General features: G+C 63.4%; 21 protein-coding genes. 2 read left to right on the top strand and 19 right to left on the bottom strand.

Going from position 1 to position 22138, the window contains the following annotated elements; translation table 11 throughout:
• The first annotated feature begins 1 nt into the window (after nt 1).
• Nucleotides 2-796: a sugar phosphate isomerase/epimerase family protein gene (locus K7R21_RS02395; RefSeq protein ID WP_224981701.1), complete on the top strand. Its 795-nt coding sequence runs from the start codon at nt 2-4 to the stop codon at nt 794-796.
• Here the strand turns inward: K7R21_RS02395 and K7R21_RS02390 are convergent.
• The 12 genes from K7R21_RS02390 to K7R21_RS02335 form a co-directional block, all read right to left on the bottom strand.
• Complete coding sequence (locus tag K7R21_RS02390; protein WP_224981700.1) at nt 786-1241, bottom strand: universal stress protein; 456 nt, start codon at nt 1239-1241, stop codon at nt 786-788. The two genes, K7R21_RS02395 and K7R21_RS02390, sit on opposite strands and share 11 nt — an antisense overlap.
• A 358-nt stretch (nt 1242-1599) precedes the next feature.
• Nucleotides 1600-2412, bottom strand: coding sequence for an inositol monophosphatase family protein (locus tag K7R21_RS02385; RefSeq protein WP_224981699.1), 813 nt, complete (start codon nt 2410-2412; stop codon nt 1600-1602).
• On the bottom strand, nt 2402-2845 hold the full coding sequence (locus K7R21_RS02380) for a ferritin family protein (RefSeq protein WP_224981698.1): 444 nt from the start codon (nt 2843-2845) through the stop codon (nt 2402-2404). Before K7R21_RS02380 ends, K7R21_RS02385 begins: the two co-directional genes overlap by 11 nt.
• 296 nt (nt 2846-3141) lie before the next feature.
• The gene (locus tag K7R21_RS02375; RefSeq protein WP_318248313.1) at nt 3142-4698 is read right to left on the bottom strand and encodes an ammonium transporter; all 1557 of its coding nucleotides are present in this window, start codon (nt 4696-4698) and stop codon (nt 3142-3144) included.
• 47 nt (nt 4699-4745) lie between these two features.
• Nucleotides 4746-5084 (bottom strand): P-II family nitrogen regulator, encoded by a 339-nt coding sequence (locus K7R21_RS02370; RefSeq protein ID WP_224981697.1) that lies wholly within the window; start codon nt 5082-5084, stop codon nt 4746-4748.
• Between the two features lie 489 nt (nt 5085-5573).
• Nucleotides 5574-7784: a putative bifunctional diguanylate cyclase/phosphodiesterase gene (locus tag K7R21_RS02365; RefSeq protein WP_224981696.1), complete on the bottom strand. Its 2211-nt coding sequence runs from the start codon at nt 7782-7784 to the stop codon at nt 5574-5576.
• Nucleotides 7778-10243, bottom strand: coding sequence for a response regulator (locus K7R21_RS02360; protein ID WP_224981695.1), 2466 nt, complete (start codon nt 10241-10243; stop codon nt 7778-7780). The genes K7R21_RS02365 and K7R21_RS02360 overlap by 7 nt, the downstream gene beginning before the upstream one ends.
• A 116-nt stretch (nt 10244-10359) precedes the next feature.
• Nucleotides 10360-11046: a type 1 glutamine amidotransferase gene (locus tag K7R21_RS02355; RefSeq protein ID WP_263630508.1), complete on the bottom strand. Its 687-nt coding sequence runs from the start codon at nt 11044-11046 to the stop codon at nt 10360-10362.
• A 182-nt stretch (nt 11047-11228) separates the two neighbouring features.
• Complete coding sequence (locus K7R21_RS02350) at nt 11229-12278, bottom strand: CapA family protein (RefSeq protein WP_224981694.1); 1050 nt, start codon at nt 12276-12278, stop codon at nt 11229-11231.
• A 348-nt stretch (nt 12279-12626) separates the two neighbouring features.
• Nucleotides 12627-14621, bottom strand: a complete 1995-nt coding sequence (locus tag K7R21_RS02345) for a (Fe-S)-binding protein (protein WP_224981693.1) — start codon at nt 14619-14621, stop codon at nt 12627-12629.
• Nucleotides 14622-14676: 55 nt separating this feature from the next.
• Nucleotides 14677-16005, bottom strand: a complete 1329-nt coding sequence (locus K7R21_RS02340) for an electron transfer flavoprotein subunit alpha (RefSeq protein ID WP_224981692.1) — start codon at nt 16003-16005, stop codon at nt 14677-14679.
• A 22-nt stretch (nt 16006-16027) separates the two neighbouring features.
• Complete coding sequence (locus tag K7R21_RS02335; RefSeq protein WP_224981691.1) at nt 16028-16840, bottom strand: electron transfer flavoprotein subunit beta/FixA family protein; 813 nt, start codon at nt 16838-16840, stop codon at nt 16028-16030.
• Nucleotides 16841-17053: 213 nt separating this feature from the next.
• Here K7R21_RS02335 and K7R21_RS02330 point away from each other — a divergent pair, with 213 nt between their 5' ends.
• A complete protein-coding gene (locus K7R21_RS02330; RefSeq protein WP_224981690.1) occupies nt 17054-17902 on the top strand; it encodes an energy transducer TonB in 849 nt (282 codons plus the stop codon).
• 39 nt (nt 17903-17941) lie between these two features.
• Here K7R21_RS02330 and galU read toward each other — a convergent pair whose 3' ends face one another.
• From galU to K7R21_RS02295, 7 genes are all read right to left on the bottom strand, one after another.
• Nucleotides 17942-18808 (bottom strand): UTP--glucose-1-phosphate uridylyltransferase GalU, encoded by an 867-nt coding sequence (gene galU / locus K7R21_RS02325; protein WP_224981689.1) that lies wholly within the window; start codon nt 18806-18808, stop codon nt 17942-17944.
• 253 nt (nt 18809-19061) lie between these two features.
• Nucleotides 19062-19907 carry a bifunctional methylenetetrahydrofolate dehydrogenase/methenyltetrahydrofolate cyclohydrolase FolD gene (folD, locus tag K7R21_RS02320; RefSeq protein ID WP_224981688.1) on the bottom strand — a complete coding sequence of 282 codons (846 nt, stop codon included), beginning with the start codon at nt 19905-19907 and terminating at the stop codon, nt 19062-19064.
• A gap of 175 nt (nt 19908-20082) precedes the next feature.
• Nucleotides 20083-20328, bottom strand: coding sequence for an FmdB family zinc ribbon protein (locus K7R21_RS02315; RefSeq protein WP_224981687.1), 246 nt, complete (start codon nt 20326-20328; stop codon nt 20083-20085).
• Nucleotides 20329-20413: 85 nt separating this feature from the next.
• Nucleotides 20414-20872: a CBS domain-containing protein gene (locus K7R21_RS02310; RefSeq protein ID WP_224981686.1), complete on the bottom strand. Its 459-nt coding sequence runs from the start codon at nt 20870-20872 to the stop codon at nt 20414-20416.
• Nucleotides 20869-21183, bottom strand: a complete 315-nt coding sequence (locus K7R21_RS02305) for a DUF167 domain-containing protein (RefSeq protein ID WP_224981685.1) — start codon at nt 21181-21183, stop codon at nt 20869-20871. The genes K7R21_RS02310 and K7R21_RS02305 overlap by 4 nt, the downstream gene beginning before the upstream one ends.
• Nucleotides 21183-21629 carry a DivIVA domain-containing protein gene (locus tag K7R21_RS02300; protein ID WP_224981684.1) on the bottom strand — a complete coding sequence of 149 codons (447 nt, stop codon included), beginning with the start codon at nt 21627-21629 and terminating at the stop codon, nt 21183-21185. Before K7R21_RS02300 ends, K7R21_RS02305 begins: the two co-directional genes overlap by 1 nt.
• Complete coding sequence (locus tag K7R21_RS02295) at nt 21626-21958, bottom strand: YggT family protein (protein ID WP_224981683.1); 333 nt, start codon at nt 21956-21958, stop codon at nt 21626-21628. Before K7R21_RS02295 ends, K7R21_RS02300 begins: the two co-directional genes overlap by 4 nt.
• Nucleotides 21959-22138: the final 180 nt, after the last annotated feature.

The following is a 22138-nucleotide window of genomic DNA, read 5'->3' as shown; positions in this document are numbered from 1 at the left end:
TATGCGTATATCCATCTCCGCAGGAACGCTGTTCACCTTCCCCCTCCCCAAGGCATTCGCCATGGCGCGGGAAGCCGGCTTTGACGGCATGGAACTGGTGATCAACCAGGAGTTCCAGAAGGTGAATTCGCGGCGGCTGGTGAAGGAGCTCGCAGAGATCATGCCGATCTTCTCGATCCACGCCCCTTTCCTGCAGCTGGACGGCTGGGGGAGCCCGGTCGATTCTTTGAAACGTTGCGTGGAGATCGCCGCGGACTGCGGCATCGGGCTGGTGAACTTCCATCCCCCCTCATGGCTGGGACTAGAGTTCGCGTACTGGCGCTGGCTATACCGGATGCAGGACTTTCAAAAGGAGATCGGGGGGGACCAGGTTGCGGTCACCCTGGAGAACATGCCCTGGACCGGCAAGTACCGGATCAACGGCTACATCCTCTCGGACACCCAGAAGCTGATCGAGTTTCTCCACGAGAGGAACCTCTACCTCACCTTCGACTGCACCCACATGGGGAGCGGGCGGGCCAACTTCATCAACGACTTCTACCTCTGCTACAACAGCGGCCGGATCAGGAACATCCACTTCTCCGACTACGGGCACGGCCGGCAGCACCTGCTGCCCGGGCACGGCATCCTGCCGCTCACCCGTTTCTTGAATCACCTGCGCAACACCGCCTACAACGATATCCTGACCCTGGAGCTGTCCCCCCACGAGTTCCCCAAGGGAGAAGGGATCATCCAGCAAAGCCTCAAGGAGATCCTCGCCTACCTCAGGCAGGAGACCGCCAAGACTACCCCCTGACCACGTACACCGAGCACTTCGCGTCACGCACCACCTTGTGCGACACGCTCCCCAGGAGTTTTCGTTTCAGGAACCCCTTGCCGGTGCTCCCGATGACGATCACGTCGATCTCCTCCTTCTGGGCGAAGCGGATCAGTTCGTCGGCGGGGTCGCCGTAGACCACCGCGGTCTCCAGCGGCACCTCGAGTTCGCCCGCGAGTTTCTCCACCACGTAGAAGATGCGTTCCTTGAGTTCGGACCACTGGTCCTGTTCGGTGATGGGACGGGCGGGGACGAAATCGGTAAAGGTGTTGCGGGTCGAGTTGGGGAGCACCAGGAGCCCATAGACCTTGCTCTTGAACTGGCTCGGGATGCCCGCCGCGAAACGGACCGCCTCCTCGGCGGCCTTATCCGAAAGCGGTGAGCCATCGATGGCCACCAGGATCTTCTTGCGCAGGTTGAGCATCTTTCCTCCGGGGTGCGGCTGGGGGTGAAAGGCCGCACAACTATATAACATCGCCGCGGTTTTTCCTACAGTATTTTAAGGCAAATCCCCCCTGTCCTCCCTTCGCAAAAGGGGGGAACCTGGTGCCTCATGCAAAGCTTCGTGGCGATCTTCTCTGGCGCCGCCCCCTCGAGAACTAAATGCCTCATGGGCACCTGTCAACCGCCAGTACATACCCACGAAGCGCTGCCGGCGAAATGAGGCTCCCCCTTTGCCAAAGGGGGGACGGGGGGCGATTTGCTTTACCTGATTTGCTTCAACAAAATCCAACAAAAAAGGCGCCCGCAGGCGCCAGTTTCCCAGGACGAAGGCCGGCCGGTCAGAGCACCGGCTCAGCCTTTTCCGCCCGCTCCAGCAGTGTTTCTATCTCCTCGTGAATGCGTCCATTGGTGGCCAGGATGCGGTGATCGTCGATCCGGTGCGGCTCCCCCTTGTGGTTGGTCACCGTCCCGCCGGCCTCGCGCACCAGCAGTGCCCCCGCGGCAACGTCCCACGGCTTCAGCTTGCACTCCCAGTAGCCATCCAGCCGCCCCGACGCCACGTAGGCCAAGTCGAGCGCCGCGGCCCCCGCCCGACGCACCCCGCGTGCCGCGAGTTGCAGCTCAAAAAAGTTGCGGAAATTGTTCTCGTTGCCGCGCGTGGCGTCGTAGGGAAACCCGGTGGCAATCAGGGACTGCCGCAAGGGTTGCCGTGTGGAAACGTGGATGGGGGCACCGTTCAAAAAGGCCCCTCCCCCCCGGATGGTCGTGAAGAGCTCGTCCATCATACAGTGGTAGATCACACCGAGGGTAAGCTCGCCATCCCGCTCCAGGGCGATGGAAACGCAGAACCAGGGGAAGCCGTGGGCATAGTTGGTGGTGCCGTCAAGAGGGTCGATGACCCAGCGCCACCCCGGGTCGCCGCCGGCGTAGAGGTTCTCCTCGGCAAGGAAACTGTGGCTGGGAAAAGCGCTGCGGATCCGGTTGACGATCATCTCCTCGCAGGCCCGGTCCACCTCGGTCACGATGTCCACCTCCCCCTTGAAGGAGAAACTGAAATCGCTCCAGAGTTTCTGCTTCTGAAGGGCGCCGGCCTCGCGTGCTGCCGCCACCGCGACTTCGAGCATCTGACCCAGCCCTGCATCATTGGACATCTGTATCCTCCAGCAGTTCCTGCATCTCCTCGAGCAGCGTGAAATGGATCTCGTCCTCGTCGGCCATGGTCTGGAACATGGCGCGCTCCCAGGGGTGCAGCGCCTCGCGGGCGAGTTCGGAGCAGGCGCGCGCGGAAAGCGCCTCGAACTGCATGGCGTGCCGGTATACCCCGAGGTCGCCGCGGTACCGGGACAGCTCCTCGGACGAAAGCCGGCGCAGGATGCTGCGCGCCCCCTCCAGCGTCGCCGATTGGCGCAGATCCACCCTCCCCCCGTCCCGCAGCGCGCGCAGCGCCCCCGCATGACGCAGCTCATCCTCGCTGAACATCCTGAAGATGGTGGACAGTCCCGCTACCCCCGCCTCTGCGCTGCAGCGTTCGTAGTACCCTATGCCGTCGCCTTCCTTCCGGAGCTCCATGTCCCTGGAATCCATAATCTCCCTCCCGAGATGTCTTTTTCTGGCTGGACAACAGTAACAGGAAATCTCGCAAATTCAAAAGTGTAGGCGATTTTTTCCCGCAGCGGTGAGGAAGGCTGCCCATACAGGCGCGCCAGTCGTGCAGGGAGGAGAAACAGCGTCTGGTCGTCGCATTCGACCCCCTCCCTGTCCCCGCCCCCGGAGGGGGAGGGACAGGGAGGGGGTCGCGTTTCCCCAGCGTGCGTCTAAACCGAACAAGAAAAGGGGGACCTTTCGGTCCCCCTTCTCGATGCAATCTGTCCCTACGAGTTTTAGTTGTAGGCGGTCTCGGAATGCTGGGTCTGGTCGAGGCCCATGATCTCGTCTTCCTTCTCGACGCGCAGACCGATGGTCTTGTGCAGCACGAAGGCGATTACCAGGGTCACTACCACCGCGTAGGCGCCTGCTGCGCCGACGGCGACCAGCTGGGTAACGAACTGCTTCATGTTGCCGGAGGTGAGGCCGGTGGCGCCGACGGTGGCGAAGACGCCGGTCAGGATGGCACCGGTGGTGCCGCCCACGCCGTGCACGCCGAAGGCATCCAGGGAGTCGTCGTACTTAAGCTTCGCCTTGAGCAGCACGCCGCCGTAGCAGACCAGGCCGCCGGCAACGCCCATGAGCAGGGCGGCACCCGGCTGTACGAAGCCGGCTGCGGGGGTGATCACGACCAGGCCCGCCACCACGCCGGAGCCGAAGCCCAGAGCGGAAGGTTTGCCGGCATGGATCCACTCGGCGATCATCCAGGTCAGGCCGGCAGCGGCCGGTGCGATGGTGGTGGTCATGAAGGCGAGGCCGGCCAAGCCGCCTGCCGCGTCGGAGCAGCCGGCGCCCACGATGGCGGAACCCGCGTTGAAGCCGAACCAGCCGAACCAGAGCAGACCGACGCCGAGCAGGGTAAACGGCAGGTTATGCGGAGCCATGCGCTCGTTGGGGAAGCCGTGACGCTTGCCGAGGAAGTACAGCACCACCAGGGACGAGATACCGGAGGAGAGGTGAACGACGGTGCCGCCTGCGAAGTCGAGTGCGCCCATCTTGAAGAGCCAGCCGTCGGACATCCAGACCCAGTGTGCCAGCGGATCGTAGACCAGGGTGGTCCAGAGCAGCACGAACAGGCAGTAGGCGGAGAACTTGATCCTCTCGGCCAGGGCGCCCGAGATCAGGGCCACGGTGATGATGGCGAACATGGCCTGGTACATGGCGAAGACGTACTCGGGAATCGCACCTGGTTCGGTCGGGACGTTCTGGAACAGCGCGTAGATGGCGTTGCCGTCCTTGAAGGTGATCAGCCCATTCAACAGGGCCTTGCTGAAGTCGCCCACCAGGCCGTGCCCCATGTCGGGTCCGAAGGCGAGCGAGTAACCGATGATGGCCCACTGTACGCCGACGATGCCCATGGCCACCAGGGAGTGCATCATGGTGGAGAGGACGTTCTTCTGGCGGACCATGCCGCCGTAGAACAGGGCGAGGCCCGGGGTCATGAAGAGAACCATGGCTGCAGAGACCAGCATCCAGGCAGTGTCGCCGGTGTTGAGGACCGGGGCGACGTTTTTGGCAGCCGGGGCTGCGGCCGGTGCGGCTACGGCTGCGGCCGGAGCAGGTGCTGCAGCAGGTGCTGCAGCAGGGTCTGCGGCTGCGGGGGCTGCGGCGGCTGCGGGGGTAGCGGTGGCGGCAGCCGGTGCGGCTGCGGAATCGGCGGCCTTCTCCTCGGCAATGGCGAGGACCGGTACCAGCATCAGGCTGGCCAGGAGGGCCAGCTTCCCGAGTTTCATGGTGAGGCAGCTGGAAGCGGGCCTGGCTGCATCCTTTACCTTTCTAATGTCACGCATCATAACACTCTCCTGATCGTATTTTTGGTTTATTGAAAGAACCTGAAGTCCTAGATCGCCTCGTCGCCCTTCTCGCCGGTCCTGATGCGGACCGCCTCTTCCAGCGACAGGATGAAGATCTTGCCGTCGCCGATCCTGCCGGTCTTGGCGGTATCTTCGATGGTGGTCACGGCTTTTGTCGCCAGCTCGTCGGCCACCACGATTTCCAATTTCACCTTGGGAATGAAGTCCACCACGTACTCGGCGCCACGGTACAGTTCGGTGTGCCCTTTCTGGCGCCCGTACCCCTTCACCTCGCTCACGGTGATCCCCTCGATTCCGATCTCGTTGAGGGCGTCTTTCACCTCGTCCAGTTTGAACGGCTTGATGATTGCTTCTATCAGCTTCATCGCTTGCCTCCTTTGTTAGTTAATGGCGGTGGATTGGTCGTTAGCACACTGCGTGCATCACAGGTCTTGCAGAACATTCAGCAGGCCGATCAGCCGGCTTGCAGACATAGCATCCATCGGTTCCAGGTTCTCCCTCTTTTCAGGCCCCTGAAGGCTTCGATGCCCTTGCCTTTTGTTCAACTTTGAATAAGCAGCTTTTGCAGCCGGAAAACAGTCCCCCTTTCCCAATAATGATGCCCCTCCACCACGACCTGTGCACCATTGCCTAAACGGGCGGGAAAGCCTTCTGCGGCACACCCTCGTGCCGTGTGACCATCTCTTAGCACAGGCTGTGCCAGCGTGCATTTACCTCTACAACACACTGAATATAAATAGTTTTTTTAGCTAGCACCGTAAACGCCGCCCCGTAGCGGTCTTATATTGCGGCAGTCATGATGTTTTTTTAGGCAGGGAAAATGGGAGTAGCAAGGCGGGTGATGCGGTGGGAGGTCAGGGCGCGGGGGACTCGGGAGAGACGTCATCCACCCCGCCATCCAGGGCGTCGACGGGGGCGTCGACAGGGGTGCTGTCGGAAGCGACAGGATCGACATGGGCGGCAGCAAAAAGACGGGGGTACTCCTCCGGCCGCATCGGCTTGCTGAACAGGTACCCCTGGAACATGTCACAACGGTTCCTGGTCAGGAACTCCAGTTGGGCCTGGGTCTCGACCCCTTCCGCGATCACCTGCAGTTTCAGGGTGTGCGCCATCTCGATGGTAGCGAGGGTGATGGCGGCATCATCGGGATCGCTGGTGATGTCGTTGATGAAGGTTCGGTCGATCTTCAGCACGTCGAGCGGGAACCTCTTTAAATACGAAAGCGAAGAGAACCCGGTGCCGAAGTCGTCGATGGCCAGGCGCACCCCCATTCCCTTGAGGGCCTGCAGGGTCTTCACGGTCCGCTCGGTGTGCGCCATCAGCACCCCTTCGGTGAGTTCCAGCTCGAGCAGGCCGGGGTCGAGGCCGCTGCGCTGGAGCACAGAGGTCACCATGTCCAAAAGCTCGTTCTTCAAAAACTGCTGCCCCGAGATGTTGACCGCAATGGTCACCGGTGGCAGCCCCTGGTCGATCCAGAGCTTGTGCTGGCGGCACGCCTCCTTCATCACCCACTGGTCGATCTGGATCACCAGCCCGATCTCCTCGGCCAGCGGCAGGAAGCGCCCCGGCTCGACCAACCCCAGCTCCTTGCTGTTCCAGCGCACCAGCGCCTCGATCCCCACCACCTCGCCGGTGCGGCAGCTGACCTGGGGCTGGTAGTAGACCTCGAATTCCTCCTCCTTGAGCGCCTTGTGCAACTGGCTCTCCAGGATGATCCGCTCCAGGGCCTTGGCGTTCATCGACTCGTCATAGATCTGGTAGCCGTTGCGCCCCTGCTCCTTGGCCTGGTACATGGCACCGTCGGCATTGCGGATCAGGTCGCTGGCCGTGGTCGCGTCGAAGGGATAGAGGCTGATGCCGATGCTGGTGGAGACGAAGACCTCCTGCCCTTCCAGCGAGTACGGCACCGAGACCGCGTCCAGGATGCGCCGAGCCACCTTGGCGACGTCCTGGAAGTGCTCGATGTCGGAAAGCATGATGGTGAACTCGTCTCCGCCCAGGCGGGACACCAGCGACGGCGGGCAATCGTCTTCGGCGCGGGCCAGGCAGTCGCTGCGGCGCACACAGCGCAGCAGGCGGTCCGCCACGTCCTGCAGCAGCCGGTCCCCCACCCCGTGCCCCAGGGTGTCGTTCACCAGCTTGAAGCGGTCCAGGTCGAGGAACAGCACGGCCAGCATCCGGTCGTTTCGGTTGGCGAACACCAGCGCCTGCTCCAGTTGCTGCTGGAAGAAGCGGCGGTTGGGGAGGCCGGTGAGTGCGTCGTAGTAGGCCAGGAGGCGAATCTGCTCCTCGGCCCGCTTGCGCTCGGTGATGTCCTGGATGGTGCCGGTCAGACTGACCGCCTCCCCCTCTTCATCCAGAACGGTCACCAGTTCGGCGTGCAGGGTGCGTTCTCCTCCGTCCAGCGTGATGCGGTAATCGAAGCTGAGCGGAGATCGTTTGGCAATGGCGTCCTCGATGGAGCCTTGCACGAAGGTGCGGTCTTGGTGGTGCACCGGGTCGAGGATGGGATTGCCGTCGCGCCGGTCGGGATCAATGCAGCAGATGCTGTACACCTCTTCGGAACAGCGGATCTCGCCGGTGGTGAGGTCCCATTCCCAGCTTCCTATGTGCGCGAGGCTCTGGGCGTGGGCAAGGCCGGCCCGGCTTTCCCTGAGCTGTTCCAGGGCGCTGCTGGCCCGGAGCATGTAGCTCACCCGGTAGCCCAGGATGTGCCAGTTGATGGGCTTGGTAATGAAGTCGGTGGCGCCGACCTCGTAGGCGCAATCGATGGATTCCAGGTCGTCCAGCCCGGTCATCATCAGCACCGGGGTATCGCGCCCCCCCTCGGTACGGCGGATGGAACTGCAGACGGAGAAGCCGTCGACGCCGGGAAGCATCACGTCCAGGAGCACGAGATCGGGTGCGTGCGCCAGGAAATCCTCCACCGCCTGCTCCCCGGTCTCGACGTCGCGCACGGTGAACCCCGAGTTCTCCAGGGTCTCCCGGGCCAAAAGGCGCACGGCCTGGTCGTCGTCCACCACCATGACCATTGGCGTTGTCCGTTTGGACTTCCTGGTCAGCATAGCGGCCCTCCCCGTAACGCGTCACGCACCAGGCGGTACTCTTCCTCGACCTGGTGCAATAGCGGCAGCGCCCCTTCGGTGGAGCCGGCCCTGCCCAGGCTCTCCAGCTCCATGCAGACCCCGGCCAGGCGCAGGGCGCCCAGGTTGGCGCTACTGGACTTGAAGCTGTGCGCGGCCGCCTTGAGCTTCTCCGCGTCGCCGCCCGATTCGGCCTCGCGCATGGTCTGCAACAGCGCCGGGGTGCTGGCGAGGTACAGGTCCACCACCTTGCGCAGGATCTCCATGCCGCGGTTGCCGGGGAGGGTACGGATAATCTCCAGGGCACCGCTCATCTTGTCGTGAGAGATCACCTCCAGCGGCTCGACGGCAGCCGGCTCCGCCTCCCCTTCCCCATGGGCCGCGGCCATGGTTGTCGCAACGCCATCCAACTGTCGCTCCATCGCCTTGGCGATCTGCTCACAGGTGAACGGCTTGGAGAGATAGTCGTCCGCCCCCGCCTCCAGGCAGGCCACCCGGTCTCCCGGCATGGCGTAGGCGGTGAGCGCGATGATGGGAATTCGGGTGCCGCTCCCCTGCTCCCATAACCGGATGCGCCTGGTTGCCTCGAGCCCGTCCATGACCGGCATCTGGCAATCCATGAACACCACGTCGTAGCGGGTGCGCTGCACCTCGCTCACAGCGGCGGCGCCGTCCTCCACCACCTTGACCCGGCACCCCAGGCTCTCAAGCATTCCCTTGCCGACCTCCTGGTTCACCGTGTTGTCCTCGACAAGCAGCACCTGGCGCTGGCGCGGCGCCGGAGCACCGCAGCAACCGGCGTCCCGGCGCTCTTCCTCGTCCATCCCCAGTGCCGCCATCACGGCGCGGTAGAGCCCATCCTGCCGCAGCGCACGCTTGGGGAACGTAGTCGCCTCCAGCTCTGCCAGCCGCGTGCTGTGACACTGCTCATCCCGCTCGGTGAGGAGCAGGATCCGCACCGAGCGTCCTGCCGGCACGGTGCGGAAGGTGGCGGCGAGCTCGATGCCGTCGGTGCCGGCCAGGCGGTGATCCAGGACCGCCAGGTCGAAGGGGGCGGTCACGATGCGGCAAAAGGCGTCGGGGGCGTCGCCGACGCACTCCATGTCCACCCCCCACGAGGTGAGCTGGTCCCCGATCACTGCCCGGGTCTCTTCGTCATCGGTCGCCAGCAGTACCCGTTTATCCCGCAGCGCCGTGCAGCAGCGCTCGGAGCGGGTCGCCTCCTCGTGAACCTCCAGCTGGGCGGTGAAACTGAAACGGGAGCCGCGTCCCGACTCGCTCGCCAGTTCCAGGGAGCCCCCCATCAGCTCGGTCAACTGCCGGGCGATGGCCAACCCAAGGCCGGTGCCGCCGTACTTGCGGGTCATCGATTCATCACCTTGGGTGAACTGGTTGAAGATGCGCAGTTGCGCCTCGGGGGCGATGCCGATGCCGGTATCCTCGACGCTGAAGCAGACCAGCCCCAGGGGCTCGGAGGCTGCGAGGGTCAGCCGCACCCAACCCTTCAGGGTGAACTTCACGGCGTTGCCCAGGAGATTCACCACCACCTGGCGCAGCCGCCCCGGGTCGCCCACGAACATGCGCGGCAGCCCCGGCTCCAGTTCCAGGGTCAGCTCGAGCCCCTTCCTGGCCGCGTCCTCCGCGCAGACGGCGATCGCGTCGGCGGCCAATTGGTGCAGGTCGAAGGGGATCCGCTCCAGCTCCATGCGCCCCGCCTCTATCTTGGAGAAATCGAGGATGTTGTTGATGATGGAGAGGAGCGCCTCTCCGGAGCGGCGCACCGTGTCCACGTAGCGGGCCTGCTCCTTGGTCAGGTCGGTCCCCAGCAGCAGCTCGGTCATGCCGAGCACGCCGTACATCGGGGTCCTGATCTCGTGGCTCATCTGCGCCAGGAAATCCGACTTGGCCCGGTTGGCGGACTGGGCGCTCTGCATGGCGTCCCGCACGCTCTCCAGGCTCGCCTCCAACTGCCGGTTCACCTCCGACAGTTCCAGGGTCCGTTCCGCCACCTCCAACTCCAACTCTTCGGAGTGCAGGGCGAGCCGTTCGTCCCGGATCGAGATCTCGGCCAGCATGTTGTTGAAACAGGCGAACAGGACCGCCAGCTCGTCTTCGCCGGCGCGATCCACCCTGACCCGGTAGTCCTGGCTCCTGGAGACGATCTCCATTTTCCTGCTCAGGTCGCGGATCGGCTCGGAGATGATCCTGTCGATGCGCCGGGAGAGGAACGCGGCCAGCGCCACCGAGCCGAGCAGGGCCAGGGTGAGCTGGAAAGAGGCGAAGTGAGGCAGGGTTGAGCCGGTGGTTACCGTGGATGAGGCGGGGCGTTGGTAGTAAATGAAGCTGAGGGTGAGCGACAGGAGCAGCAGCGTGTTGCAGCCGAGGAGAAGCGTGATCAGTCTGGACTTCAGGGAGCTTTGTCCCGGCCACGGCAGCTGCACGGCACCTCCTTTGTCGCATTCCGGAGGGGGAATTGACCGCAAGCGCCCCCGGAGGGGCGCGGTCGCGTGATGCCCGGAAGGCAAACGTTAGAACTTTACAATATAAGGTTTGATTTTCAAGAAAGGCGGGTGGTCGCGGCGAGGGAGATGAAATTGGCCAGGATGGCGTGGGAGGCGGCGTTGAAGTCCGCCTCGGCGGCGATGAAGCCGGAAAGGTAGCCGGCGCGGGGGGAGAACAGGCCGTCCCAGTCGTCGACGATGGCGCGGTCCACCTCGGGGTGGAACTGCACGCCGTAGACGCAGCCGGGGAGCCGGAAGGCCTGCGCAGGGCAGGCGGCGGAGGACGCGAGCAACGTGCCGCCGGGAGGGACGGTGAAGCTGTCGTTATGGAGCTGGAAGGTGACGAACGGGTTGGGGACCCCGGCGAAGAGCGGGTCCACGCTTCCCTCGGCGTTCACGTCGACCCCGCAGATCCCCATTTCCGTGTGGGGAGAAGGTGAGCTCACCACCCCGCCGGCCGCGTGGGAGAGGAGCTGCCCGCCAAGACAGATCCCCAACAGCGGCGTCCCTGCGCTAATTGAGGCGCGGATAAAGTCGATGACACGGGCCAGGTGCGGGTGCTCGTCGGTGTCATGTACCCCCATCTCCCCCCCGAGAACGATGATACCCGTGAGCGTTGCCGGGTCCGGGAAAGGCTCCCCCCCGTAGGCGTACAAGCACCGGTAGGGATGCCCCGAGTTCTCCAGGATGTGGACCAGTCCCCCTGCCGGGCAGAGCGGGTCGTTTTGCACGATCAGGAACATCGAACCTCCAGGATCTTTATATTGTGACTGCCCTCTCCCCCCGGGAGAGGGTGCCCGCAGGGCGGGTGAGGGCGACGCCACGAAGCAGCAGAGGTGCCATCAGCAGCCCCCTAACCCTGCCCTCTCCCAGGGGGAGAGGGAACATGACGTCGCAAGCTAAAGGTGTTTCCCTACCGCACAGACTACTTCTTGACGGTAATCCGTCCCCCGTCCCCAAACACCAGCGGCGACTCAGGGAAGTCCTCGGCGGAGAGCCGGCGCATCAGGCGCAAGGCGCGACGCTTGGGGTCCGGTTGCGGCCCGGTGTAGCGGAACTGCCGGAAAGAATCTATGTTCCCCCCCAGGAAAGAACCGTCCGCGGCCAATTCCACCTTGAGCAGCGGTGCATAGCCGCTCTCGCCGGCCACGCTCACCCCGCCGTAGGTGGCGAAGTTGCCGAGGCTGTAGGCGATCAGCCTGCCGCAGTACAGCTCCATGGCGCGCGGCACGTGAGGCCCGTGGGCCAGCACCAGGTCGGCGCCCCGGTCGATGGCATCGTGGGCGAAGCGAACAATGTCGCCGCGCGGCTCGTCGAGGAAGCGCTCTTCCCCGGGGGCCACGTGCAGCGCCCCCTTCCCTTCCGCACCGGCATGGATGGAGAGGATCACCACGTCGTACTCGGCAGCAGCACGGGCGATCTCCTGCAGCGGCTGTGCCGGAAAAACGATGGAGCGCGGCGGCGGCCCGAAGGAGAGCGCGATCACGGCGACGCGAACGCCGTGCAGGTCATAGCGGGCAATCTCCCCTTTCTTGCTGGAAAACTGCAGCCCTGCCCCGGAGAGCGCCTGCCTGGTGGACTCAAGCCCGGCCCGGCCGAAGTCGAGGGCGTGGTTGTTGGCCAGGGTCAGCGCGGAGAAGCCGGCGTCTTTCAGGCACTTGGCGTAGGAGGGGGGGGTGCGGAACAGGTAGCGGCGCCCGGCAAGGGGTTGTTTGGTAGGGTTTTCCTCGCTGCACAGCGGCCCCTCCAGGTTGCCCAGGGTGAGGTCGGCACGGCGCAGGTAGGGGGCGACCGCGGCGAAGAGGTCCCGGCCGTCGCGAGGCGGCAGCTTGGTCGTCGGGAAGTCGCTGCCCATCATGATGTCGCCCACGGCGGCCACCGTGACGGTGGGCGCGGCGTAGGCGGTCAATGGCAGCAGGAGGGAAAAAAAGATGAGAGCGCCCCAGAAGGGGCCCAGATTTGGGGTGATGCGCATGAAATAGGACAGGGGGAAGTTCCTTTCCTTGCCTGGAAACGGGGCAACCGCCGCACCCGCAGCCTCGTTTTTAAGCTTTAGGCGTCACTTATTGCTGGCAGCATGATTGCGTCCACTCCCCCTCGCCCTCCAGGAGAGGCTCGGGGTGAGGGCTGCTCCAATCCCCCTCGCCCTCCGGGAGAGGGTCGGGGTGAGGGAGAGTGGGTGAGGGCATCGCACCGGCGGAAACCTCAGCGCTGCCAGCGCCCTCACCCGGCCTTCGGCCACCCTCCCCCGGAGGGGGAGGGCCAGGCAGGGGGATGGGGAGCTGCCATCTGCACCGCGTATGGCAGCTCCCCCTATGCCCTATTACGCGTTCTTCCTCAAAAGCCCCTCGGCGAGCACCTCGACCACGTCCTTGACCCGGACCTGGCCCGCCCCCTTGTCCTTGAGGCCGTCCTCTATCATGGTCATGCAGTACGGGCAGGCGACGCAGATGGTGTCCGGCTTCTGCGCCAGCAGTTCGTCGACGCGGGCGTGGTTCACCCTCTCGCCGGTGAATTCCTCCATCCACATGCGCCCGCCGCCGGCGCCGCAGCAGAACGAGTTCCTGCCGTGGCGCTCGGCCTCGACGGCAACGGTACCGGTGGCCGCCTGGACCAGGGTACGCGGCGCGTCGAAGATGTCGTTGTGGCGCCCAAGGTAGCACGGGTCGTGGTAGGTGATGCGCCCCAGGCTGTCGTCCTTCTGGTCCAGCTTGATGCGCCCGCTCCGGATCAGCTCGGCGATCAGTTCGCTCTGGTGCACCACCTCGAGCTCCAGGCCGTACTGGCGGTAATCGTTTTTCAAGGTGGTGAGGCAGTGCGGGCAGAGGGTGATCACCTTGGCGACCCCGCGCTCGCGGAAGATTTCCACGTTCTCCAGCGCCATCTTCTCGAAGAGGTACTCGTTACCGAGCCTTCTAAGCGAATCACCGCAGCACTTCTCGTCTTTGCCCAGGATGCCCCAGGAAATGCCGGCCGCGTTGAGCACGGTGGCGAGCGCCACGGTGACCTGCTTGGCGCGGGAGTCGAAGGAGCCGGCGCACCCCACGTAGAGGAGGTACTCGGTCTCGCCGGCCACGAACGGCTTCACCGGCAGCGTGGAGACCCACTTGGCGCGCTCGCCCGGTGCGATGCCCCAGGGGTTGGAGCGCTGCTCCATGTTCTCGAACAGGTTCAGCAGTTCCTCGGGGAAGCGCGATTCAGTCTCGACCAGGTGACGCCGCATCTTGACGATCTTGGGCATCTGTTCGATCAGCACCGGACAGGCCTCGATGCAGGCGCCGCAGGTGGTGCAGGCCCAGATCGCCTCCTCGGTGTTGGTCCCCTCACCCTCGTCGCCGATGAGCGGCAGGGTGCAGCTTCTTCCCTCCCGGAGTGCGTTGCTGTTCTCCAAAAGGTTGGTCTTGATGGCGTGCACGACCTGGCGCGGGTTCAGCGCCTTGCCGGTATTAGCGGCCGGGCAGGCAGCCTGACAGCGGCCGCACTCGGTGCAGGAGAACGAGTCGAACAGGTCCTTCCAGGTGAAGCGATCCACGCTCCCCGCCCCGTACACCGCACCCTTCTCGAACTTCTCGCGCGGCTGGGTGGCGGGCCAGGTGAGCGCCCCCAGGTAACAGTTGGGGATCGCAGTCAGGATGTGCATGTGCTTTGAGTGCGGCAAAAAGCAGATGAAGGCGAACAGCACCAGGGCGTGCACCCACCAGGAGACGCCATAGACCGTGCCGATCAGGGATGCGTGCGGCGCGAGCCAGGCGCCCACCAGGCTCGACACTGGCATGGCCGCTGGATCGCTCTCCTTCCCGAGCGCCGCCATCGCCCCGTGCATCCCGAAGTAGGCCAGCATCAGCAGAGCGATGAAAGAGAGGATCAGGAAGGCCTCCGGGCTTTTCCCCTTCACGTAGAGGCTGTCCAGGTAGGGAGGCTTCACCACCAGTCTCCTGATGAAGGAGAAGGCGATGGCGAACAGGGTCAGCAGCGACACCACGTCGAAGGCGAACAGCAGCACCCGGTGCACCCCTTCCGGCAGCAGGGCAAGACTCACCGAGGGGAAGACCCCGTTCACCAGGAACTCGCCGTTGGCAAGCGCCAGGATCACGAAGGACCAGAAGATCACGAAGTGGTTCAGGCCGAAGGGCTTTCTCAGCACGCGCAACTGGCCAAAGGCGTACAGGAACATCTCGGAGAGACGACGCGCCGGCTGGTCCAGCCTCTCTTCCGGCTGCCCGTAACAGAGCAGCGAGAAGCGGCGGTACACGCTCCAGCAGAAAAAGAGGAGCGAGGCGACCAGGAGCGTCGTGAAGATAACGGTTTGCGGCGTCATAGGGGTACCTCGTTATAGAAGGCGGCACTGCCGCGCAACTTGATGGTGTCGGTCATCAGGCCTTGGAGCGGGCGGCCTTGAGCGCCCTCAACTTGTTGGTCAGCGCCGGGATGATCTTGAATAGGTCGCCCACGATGCCGTAGCTCGCCACCTCGAAGATGGGGGCCTCGGGGTCGCGGTTGATGGCGATCACCACGTCGGAGTCCTGCATGCCGACCAGGTGCTGGATGGCGCCCGAGATGCCGCAGGCGATGTAGACCTTGGGGCGTACCGTCTTGCCGGTCTGCCCCACCTGGCGGTCGGGAGGCATCCAGCCGGCGTCGACTGCGCTCCTCGAGGCGCCCACCACCCCGCCCAGGACCTGGGCCAGCTCCTCGAGCATGGAGAAGTTCTCCTTGGCCATCATGCCGCGCCCGCCCGAGACGATGAACTCGGCCCCGGCGATGTCCACCTTGGAGCCGCCACCGTCCATGAGGATGTCGAGCACCTTGACCAGGACCTGCTCCTCGGCGACACGCACCGGCTCACGCACGACCTCACCCTTGGCCTGCGGGTCGAAGTCGGGCATGGGCATCACGTGCGGGCGCACCGTGGACATCTGGGGGCGGAACTTGTCGCAGACGATGGTGGCCATGATGTTGCCGCCAAAGGCCGGGCGGGTCTGCATCAGGTTCCCCTTGTCGTCGATAGAAAGCCCGGTGCAGTCCGCGGTGAGCCCGGTGGCCATCACGGTGGCGACGACGCCGGCGAGATCACGTCCCAGGCCGGTGGCCCCCATCAGGATCACCTCCGGCTTGTACTTCTCGACCAGGGCGCACAGGCTCTTCTGGTACGCCTCGGTACGGTAGTGGCGCAGGACCGGCGCGTCCATGAGATAGACCTTCTCGGCACCGTAGCCGAAGGCCTGGGCACAGAGCTTCTCCACCCCGTCGCCCATCACCACGGCGCACAGCGGGCACTTCCTCGCCTGCGCCAGTTCCTTCCCTTTACCCAACAGTTCCCAGGAAACCTTGGCGGCCTCCCCCTCGGTCTGCTCCACGAAGACCCAGACCCCGGTATAGGCGGAAAGTTTCTTCTTGAGCGCCGCTTCCTCGGCGTCCTCCTCCGAGGGCTCGGCGCCGGCGGAAGAGGCGGCCAGCTCCTGCAGGATGCGCAGCTCCTCCGGGGTAAAGGCCATCTCCAGGGCCTGCACCGGGCAGACCTTGACGCACTTGACGCAGCCGATACAGCGAGAGGCGTCGATGATCGGCTCGCCCGCGTCGTTCATCTGGATCGCGTCCACCGGGCAGGCGCTCTGGCAGCGGGCCCCGCAGGCGATGCACTTGTTATCCAGCAGCCTTGCCTTGCCGCGCGGTTTCTTGGGTGGTTTAACAGCATCGGTCATTGCTTTTCCCTTGGTAATGTAGTTAGAGAGCCAGGAGATCCTTCTCCAGCATCTTGTCGATCAGCAGCTGTGCCGCCCCTTCCGGGTCATGCACCCCGTCCCCCAGCATCTCCCCCTTGGCCCGCTCGGGCGAGAAGATGCGGCTCACCCAGGTGGGGGAGCCCTTGAGGCCGATGCCGTTCACGTCCAGCTGCAGCACCTTGTTATCCCAGACCTCGACCTGGGCATCGGCGGATTCCAGGCGCATGGCCACGGTCGGGTAACGCGGCCGGTTCAGCTCGCGCACCACGGTCAGAAGCACCGGCAGCGGGGCCTCCACGTGCTCGTGGCGCCCTTCCAGCTTGCGGCTGACCCGGATCTTCTTGCCGGAGAGATCGAGATCGTCGACCCGGTCCACCAGGGTGAGCTGCGAGAAGTTGAGCCGGGTGGCGATGCCGGGGCCGACCTGGGCGGTGTCGCCGTCGATGGTCTGCTTGCCGCAGATCACCACTCCCACCTCCTCTTCCTGGGCGAGCTTCTCGATCGCCGCGGCGAGCACCTTGCTGGTGGCGAGCGTGTCGGCGCCGCCGAAGGTACGGTCGGAAAGGAGCACGGCGCGGTCCACACCCTGGGCCAGTGCCTTTCTCAGCGTCGCCTCGGCGTTGGGCGGCCCCATGGAGATGGCGGCCACGCGACAGCCGAAGCGGTCCTTGAAACGCAGCGCCTGTTCCACGGCGTGAGTATCGTAGGGATTGACGATGAAGGGGACACCCTCGCGGATCAGGGTGTTGGTGACGGGATCGATCTGTACCTGCGTTGTGTCAGGGACCTGCTTAACACATACCACTACGAGCATGGCGACCTCGGTATATTTTGATGCCTTCAGATTACTAAGAGATGTGGTGAAAAAAGTTGACCTAGGTCAAGGAGCAGATGTTTACAGGAAGGGTTTGGGGTGTCAGCAATAGATCGTGGTGCCCGGGAGCCCCCCAAACCCCTTGCAATTTGCCGGATGATCTTCTACCATCACGCGATATTACTAAGCACCCGGAACAGCGGGTGGAGATACATGTCCAACAGATATATCGAAAAAAACTTCCTCTACCTGCTGGCTCTGTCACTACTGGTCCATGTAGCGGTATATCTTGTTATCACGATAATCCCCCCGGGACAACCCAAAACGGCACAGGAACCGACCATGGTCGATCTTACCGACCTGCCGGACCTGCCACCACAGCCCCAGCCCAAAGAAAAGCCAGAACCAAAGCCCGAGATCAAGCGGTACTCGGAAAAGCCGCAGCGTGTTGTCAAGGAGACGGCGCCGAAGGGGCGGGATGAGGTGGACCGGATGCTGCCCAGGACCAAAGTTCTGCCGCAGGTGAGCCGTCCGGTACCGGTGCCGAGACAGCCGGCCCCGCCCCAGGCGGTGCAGCCCTCCCAGGAGCCGGTTTCCCCGGGCCAAGGGATCTTCAAGCCCAAGGCGGCCCAACTCCCCGACCGCAGCAAGCTGTTTCCCAGCGCTACCAGGATGGCGCGCCTGGAAGAAAGCTACCGCGAGAAATATCGCAGCGAGGTCGAGGAAGGCGAGACCCGCTTCCTCAATACCGACGACATCCAGTTCGGCTCGTTTTTACGCCGCCTCGAGACGGCGATTTACGGCGTGTGGCACTATCCCCAGGCGGCTCTTGTGCGCGGTATCGAAGGGACCACACCGGTCCGGATCACCTTCAACCGCCGCGGCGAAATCGTCCGGGTCGACATGCTGGAAAGCTCGGGGAGCAAGATCCTCGACGACGAGGTGCTGCGCACCCTGAACGCCCTGGGGCCGATCGGATCCTTCCCCAAGGGGTACACCGGCGACACCTTCAAGCTGATCGCCTTCTTCCACTACGGTAGCGGCAGCGGCAGACTGCACTAGCACTCCATCCGCCGCCGCAAACCTCCTACAATGCCTCGCCTAGCAGCCCAGGCGCTGTCTTAAAAACGCCTCGAAATCCCCGTTGAACTCACCGCGCTTGAGCGCCATGTCCACCGTCGCCTTCAAAAAGCCGAGCTTGTCGCCGCAGTCATGGCGCACACCGTCGAAACGGCAGCCGTAGATCGGCTCCTTGCGCGACAGCGTCTTGATGGCGTCGGTCAGCTGGATCTCGCCACCCTTGCCCGGCTCCTGGTTCTCGAGAATCGGGAAGATACCCGGAGTCAGGATGTAGCGGCCGATGATGGCCAGGTCGGACGGTGCCTCAGCGACCGGCGGTTTCTCCACCAGGTCCAGCACCTCGAAGGCACGCTTGGCGAGGTGGTTGGCCTTGACGCAACCGTACGAGGAGATGGTCTCCATGGGGACCTTCTCCAGGGCGAGCACCGGCGAGCGGTAGGTCTCGTAGGTCTCCAGGAGCTGACTGAGACAGGGTTGCTGGGCATCGATGATATCGTCACCCAGAAGGACCGCGAAGGGTTCATCGCCAACGAAGTCCTTGGCGCAGAGGATAGCGTGGCCAAGACCCAGCGCCTCCTTCTGCCTCACGAAGAAGATGTTGGCCATCTCCGCGATCTGGCGCACCTGCTGCAGTTCGTGGTCCTTCCCCTTCTCGTAGAGCAGCGACTCGAGCTCGAAAGAGATATCGAAGTGGTCCTCGATCGCCCTCTTGCCGCGGCCGGTGACGAAGAGGATCTGCTCGATCCCTGAAGCTACCGCCTCCTCCACCACGTACTGCACCAGCGGCTTGTCGATGAGCGGCAGCATCTCCTTCGGAGTCGATTTGGTAGCCGGCAGGAACCTGGTTCCCAGGCCCGCAACCGGAAAAACCGCCTTTTTAACGCGCATAGCGACACTCCTTGCTCACATTGAATAGTAATTGCACTGCATTGCACTCGACCTGCACCCGCCGTGTGTTACCACGAAGCGCTGCACGCGAATAGCGTCCCCCAACGCCGATGTTTCATCCAGAGTTGGGGAACGCATAGAACTTTGGCCACAAGCGCTACGCGTCGCCTCACGTCCCCCCCTTTACGAAAGGGGGGGACAGGGGGATTTGCTTCTTGCTGGTGCATCCAACCCAGCCGCCCCGTCAGACCGCCTACATGCCCCTCTTTGCCGACTCCAGCGTGTTCTGCAGCAGCATGGTAATGGTCATCGGCCCCACGCCCCCCGGCACCGGGGTAATGGCCGAAGCGCGCTCACTGGCGGCCGCATACTCGACGTCACCGACCAGTTTCTTCTCGCCCACGCGGTTCACGCCGACATCGATGACCACCGCCCCTTCCTTGATCCAGGAGCCCTTGATCATCTCGGGCACGCCCACCGCCGCGATGACGACGTCGGCCTGGCCCACCTTGCCGGCGAGATCACGGGTCTTGGAATGGCACAGGGTCACCGTTGCGTTTTGCTGCAGGCACATGAAGGCGACCGGCTTGCCCACGATGTTGGAGCGCCCGACCACGACCACTTCCTTGCCGGAGAGCTCGACCCCCGCCTCCTTGAGCATCACCATGACGCCGTAGGGGGTGCAGGGCTGGAAGAGCGGCTTGCCGATCACCAGGCGCCCCACGTTGTAGGGGTGGAAGCCGTCGGCGTCCTTATCAGGAGAGATCGCCTCGAGGACACGCTCGGTATTGATCTGCTTGGGCAGCGGCAACTGCACCAGTATGCCGTGAATCTTGGGGTCCGCGTTCAGCTTCTCGATCAGGGCCAGCAGCTCGTCCTCGGTGGTCTCCACCGGGAGCTTATACTCGTCAGAAAAGATCCCCACATCGGCGCATGCCTTCTCTTTCATGGAGACGTAGACCTTGCTGGCCGGGTCCTCACCCACCAGCACCACGGCCAGACCGGGGACGATCCCCTTCTCCTTTAGCTGAGCTGCCTCTGCGCTGATCTCTGCGCGAATTTTCGCCGCGATGGCCTTCCCGTCGATGATTTTCGCCATTAACGTGCACCCCTCTTTTCTATGAAATATGCAGGCGCGGTGCGGGCGCGCGGGCCCGACCGGCATCAGGTTTTAAGTTGTCGATAATAAGTAAAGAGAGGGTCTTTGTAAAGGACTTTGCCGGAAAACGGGACAAAAAAAGGCCCCCGTGAACGGGGGCCTTGGTGGGTTTTGATCAGGAGGCAGAGGGGCAGCCGGCGCAGCTTCCGCCGGAGGGGCACGCGGGTGCCGATGCGGTCTTGGTGCTGCCGTAACCGTCGCCGTACCACCCTCCCCCTTTCAGCGAAAAACCGGACTGGGAGATCAGCTTCTCGACCGGGCCGCCGCAGGCGGGGCATTCGGAAGCGGGTGCGTCGGAGAACTTCTGGCGCAACTCAAAGGTATTATTGCAGCTTTTGCACTGATACTCGTAAAGTGGCATTTCTTTGCTACCTCCTAATAAACTGTGACACCAGCCATAAGACGGCTAAGGGCAGGATTAATATAAGGACCTGCCCCCTTTTTTGTCAAGGGGCAACCTGCAGACTCTGGGAAATAGCGAAGAGCAGGCGCGAACGGTAGATGAGGCCTACCACCTTCTTGCCGTCCACCACCGGCACCCTCTGGAAGCGGTGGGTGAGGAACAGCCGTGCCACGTCGCTGACGCTGGCGTCCTGGGTTACCGAGATGGGCTGGTGTTCCATGATGACGGAGATGGGAAGATCCTTGATGCGGTCGCACAGGGAGCCGAAGAAGGCAGGGTCGGATTTTCCTTCCGGCGCGCCGTCCATGATGGCCGTGATGATGCTGAGCGGCGTCAGGATGCCGGCCAGCCCTCCCCTTTCGTTGACCACGATCAGGCCCGGCGCCGCGTTCAGAAAACTCTCGTCGCCGAAGTTGCTCTTCATGATCCGGACCGCCTCTGCCACCGTGGTCTTGGTGGTGATGGACGGCACGTCCGTTACCATAATGTCTCTCGCCTTCATGGATGCTCCTTGTTTATTTTGAATAGCGGGTCGAGATCATCCTGCTCTACCCCCTCCACCCTCACTACCTTGTGCCGGGACTTGGCCCCGGACTTGATGCTCACCTTTGACTTGGCGATCCCAAGACTCTTGGCGATCAGTTCCACGCACTGCTTGTTGGCCGCGTCGTCCACCGGCGGCGAGGTGAGCCTGACTCTCAGCTCGCCGTCCTTGGGGCCACAGATCTCGCTACGTGACGCGCGCGGCTGCACGTGCACCGTGAAGAGGAGCCCTTCCGGCGTCTGCGTTACCCGTACCAACTCTTGGCTCATTATTTATCCAGGGCGAGCAGCTTGTAGTAGGTGTCCAGGAGGTTCCTGAAGCCGGTCTCGAACTGGAGCTTGTCCCTTTTCAGGTCCTGGATCTGGTTATTAAGCTGCACCAGCTTGTTCTCGGCGTCAGCGACGATGCGCTCCCCCTTGAGCTCCGCCTCGGAGATCATCAGGTGCGCCTCTTTCTGGGCGTTCGCCTTCATCTCCTCGGTGATGCGCTGGGCCGCCAGCATGGTCTCGCGCAGCTGGGCCTCGCGGGCCTCCATCTCGGACATCTGGGTGGCGTTACGGTTCAGGCGCTCCTTCAGGTCGTTGTTCTCCCTGATCAGCTCCTCCATCTCGCCCGCCACCTGCTGCAGGAAAGCATCCACGTCCTCGGGATCGAGCCCGCCGAGCATCTTCCCCTTGAACTGCTGCTGCTGGATATCCATCGGGGTGATTTTCACAGGGTTCCCCCTCCTTTGAGCTGGGTGCTAAGGATCATCAGGTAGGTGTAGGCGGTGTCGAAGACGATGATCTGAACCAGGTAGATGAGGGCGAACAGGACCAGTGGTGAGAGGTCAAGCATGCCGGTGTCCGGCATGTAGCGACGGATGCGGCGCAGGGCCGGCTCAGTTACGCGGTAGATGAAGTTGACGATGGGGTTGTAAGGATCGGCGTTGATCCAGGAGATGATGACGCTGGCGAGCAGTATGTACTTGTAGATGGTTAAAAGACCACTGGCCAACTCGACGATCTTCGCAAGGGCCAAGAGGATGTTGGCAAGCAGGATCATTTTTCCCCCTCAGAGATTGGGTGGTTAAGCATGCCATGCTATACAGAAATCACGATAGTTTGTCAAGGGCGCGCCGGGTAGTGACAGGGCGGTAACTGTAGGCAATAACAGCAACATTTGTGGCTGCGAACAAATATTAGAGAGATTATGAGGAGAGGTCAGATGAGAGGCGGCAGCTTA

Origin of the sequence: Geomonas agri, from assembly GCF_020179605.1 — a bacterium.
Lineage (GTDB): Bacteria > Desulfobacterota > Desulfuromonadia > Geobacterales > Geobacteraceae > Geomonas > Geomonas agri.
The sequence above is the reverse complement of the archived record's forward strand: the minus strand, read 5'-3'. Positions and strand labels throughout refer to the sequence as shown.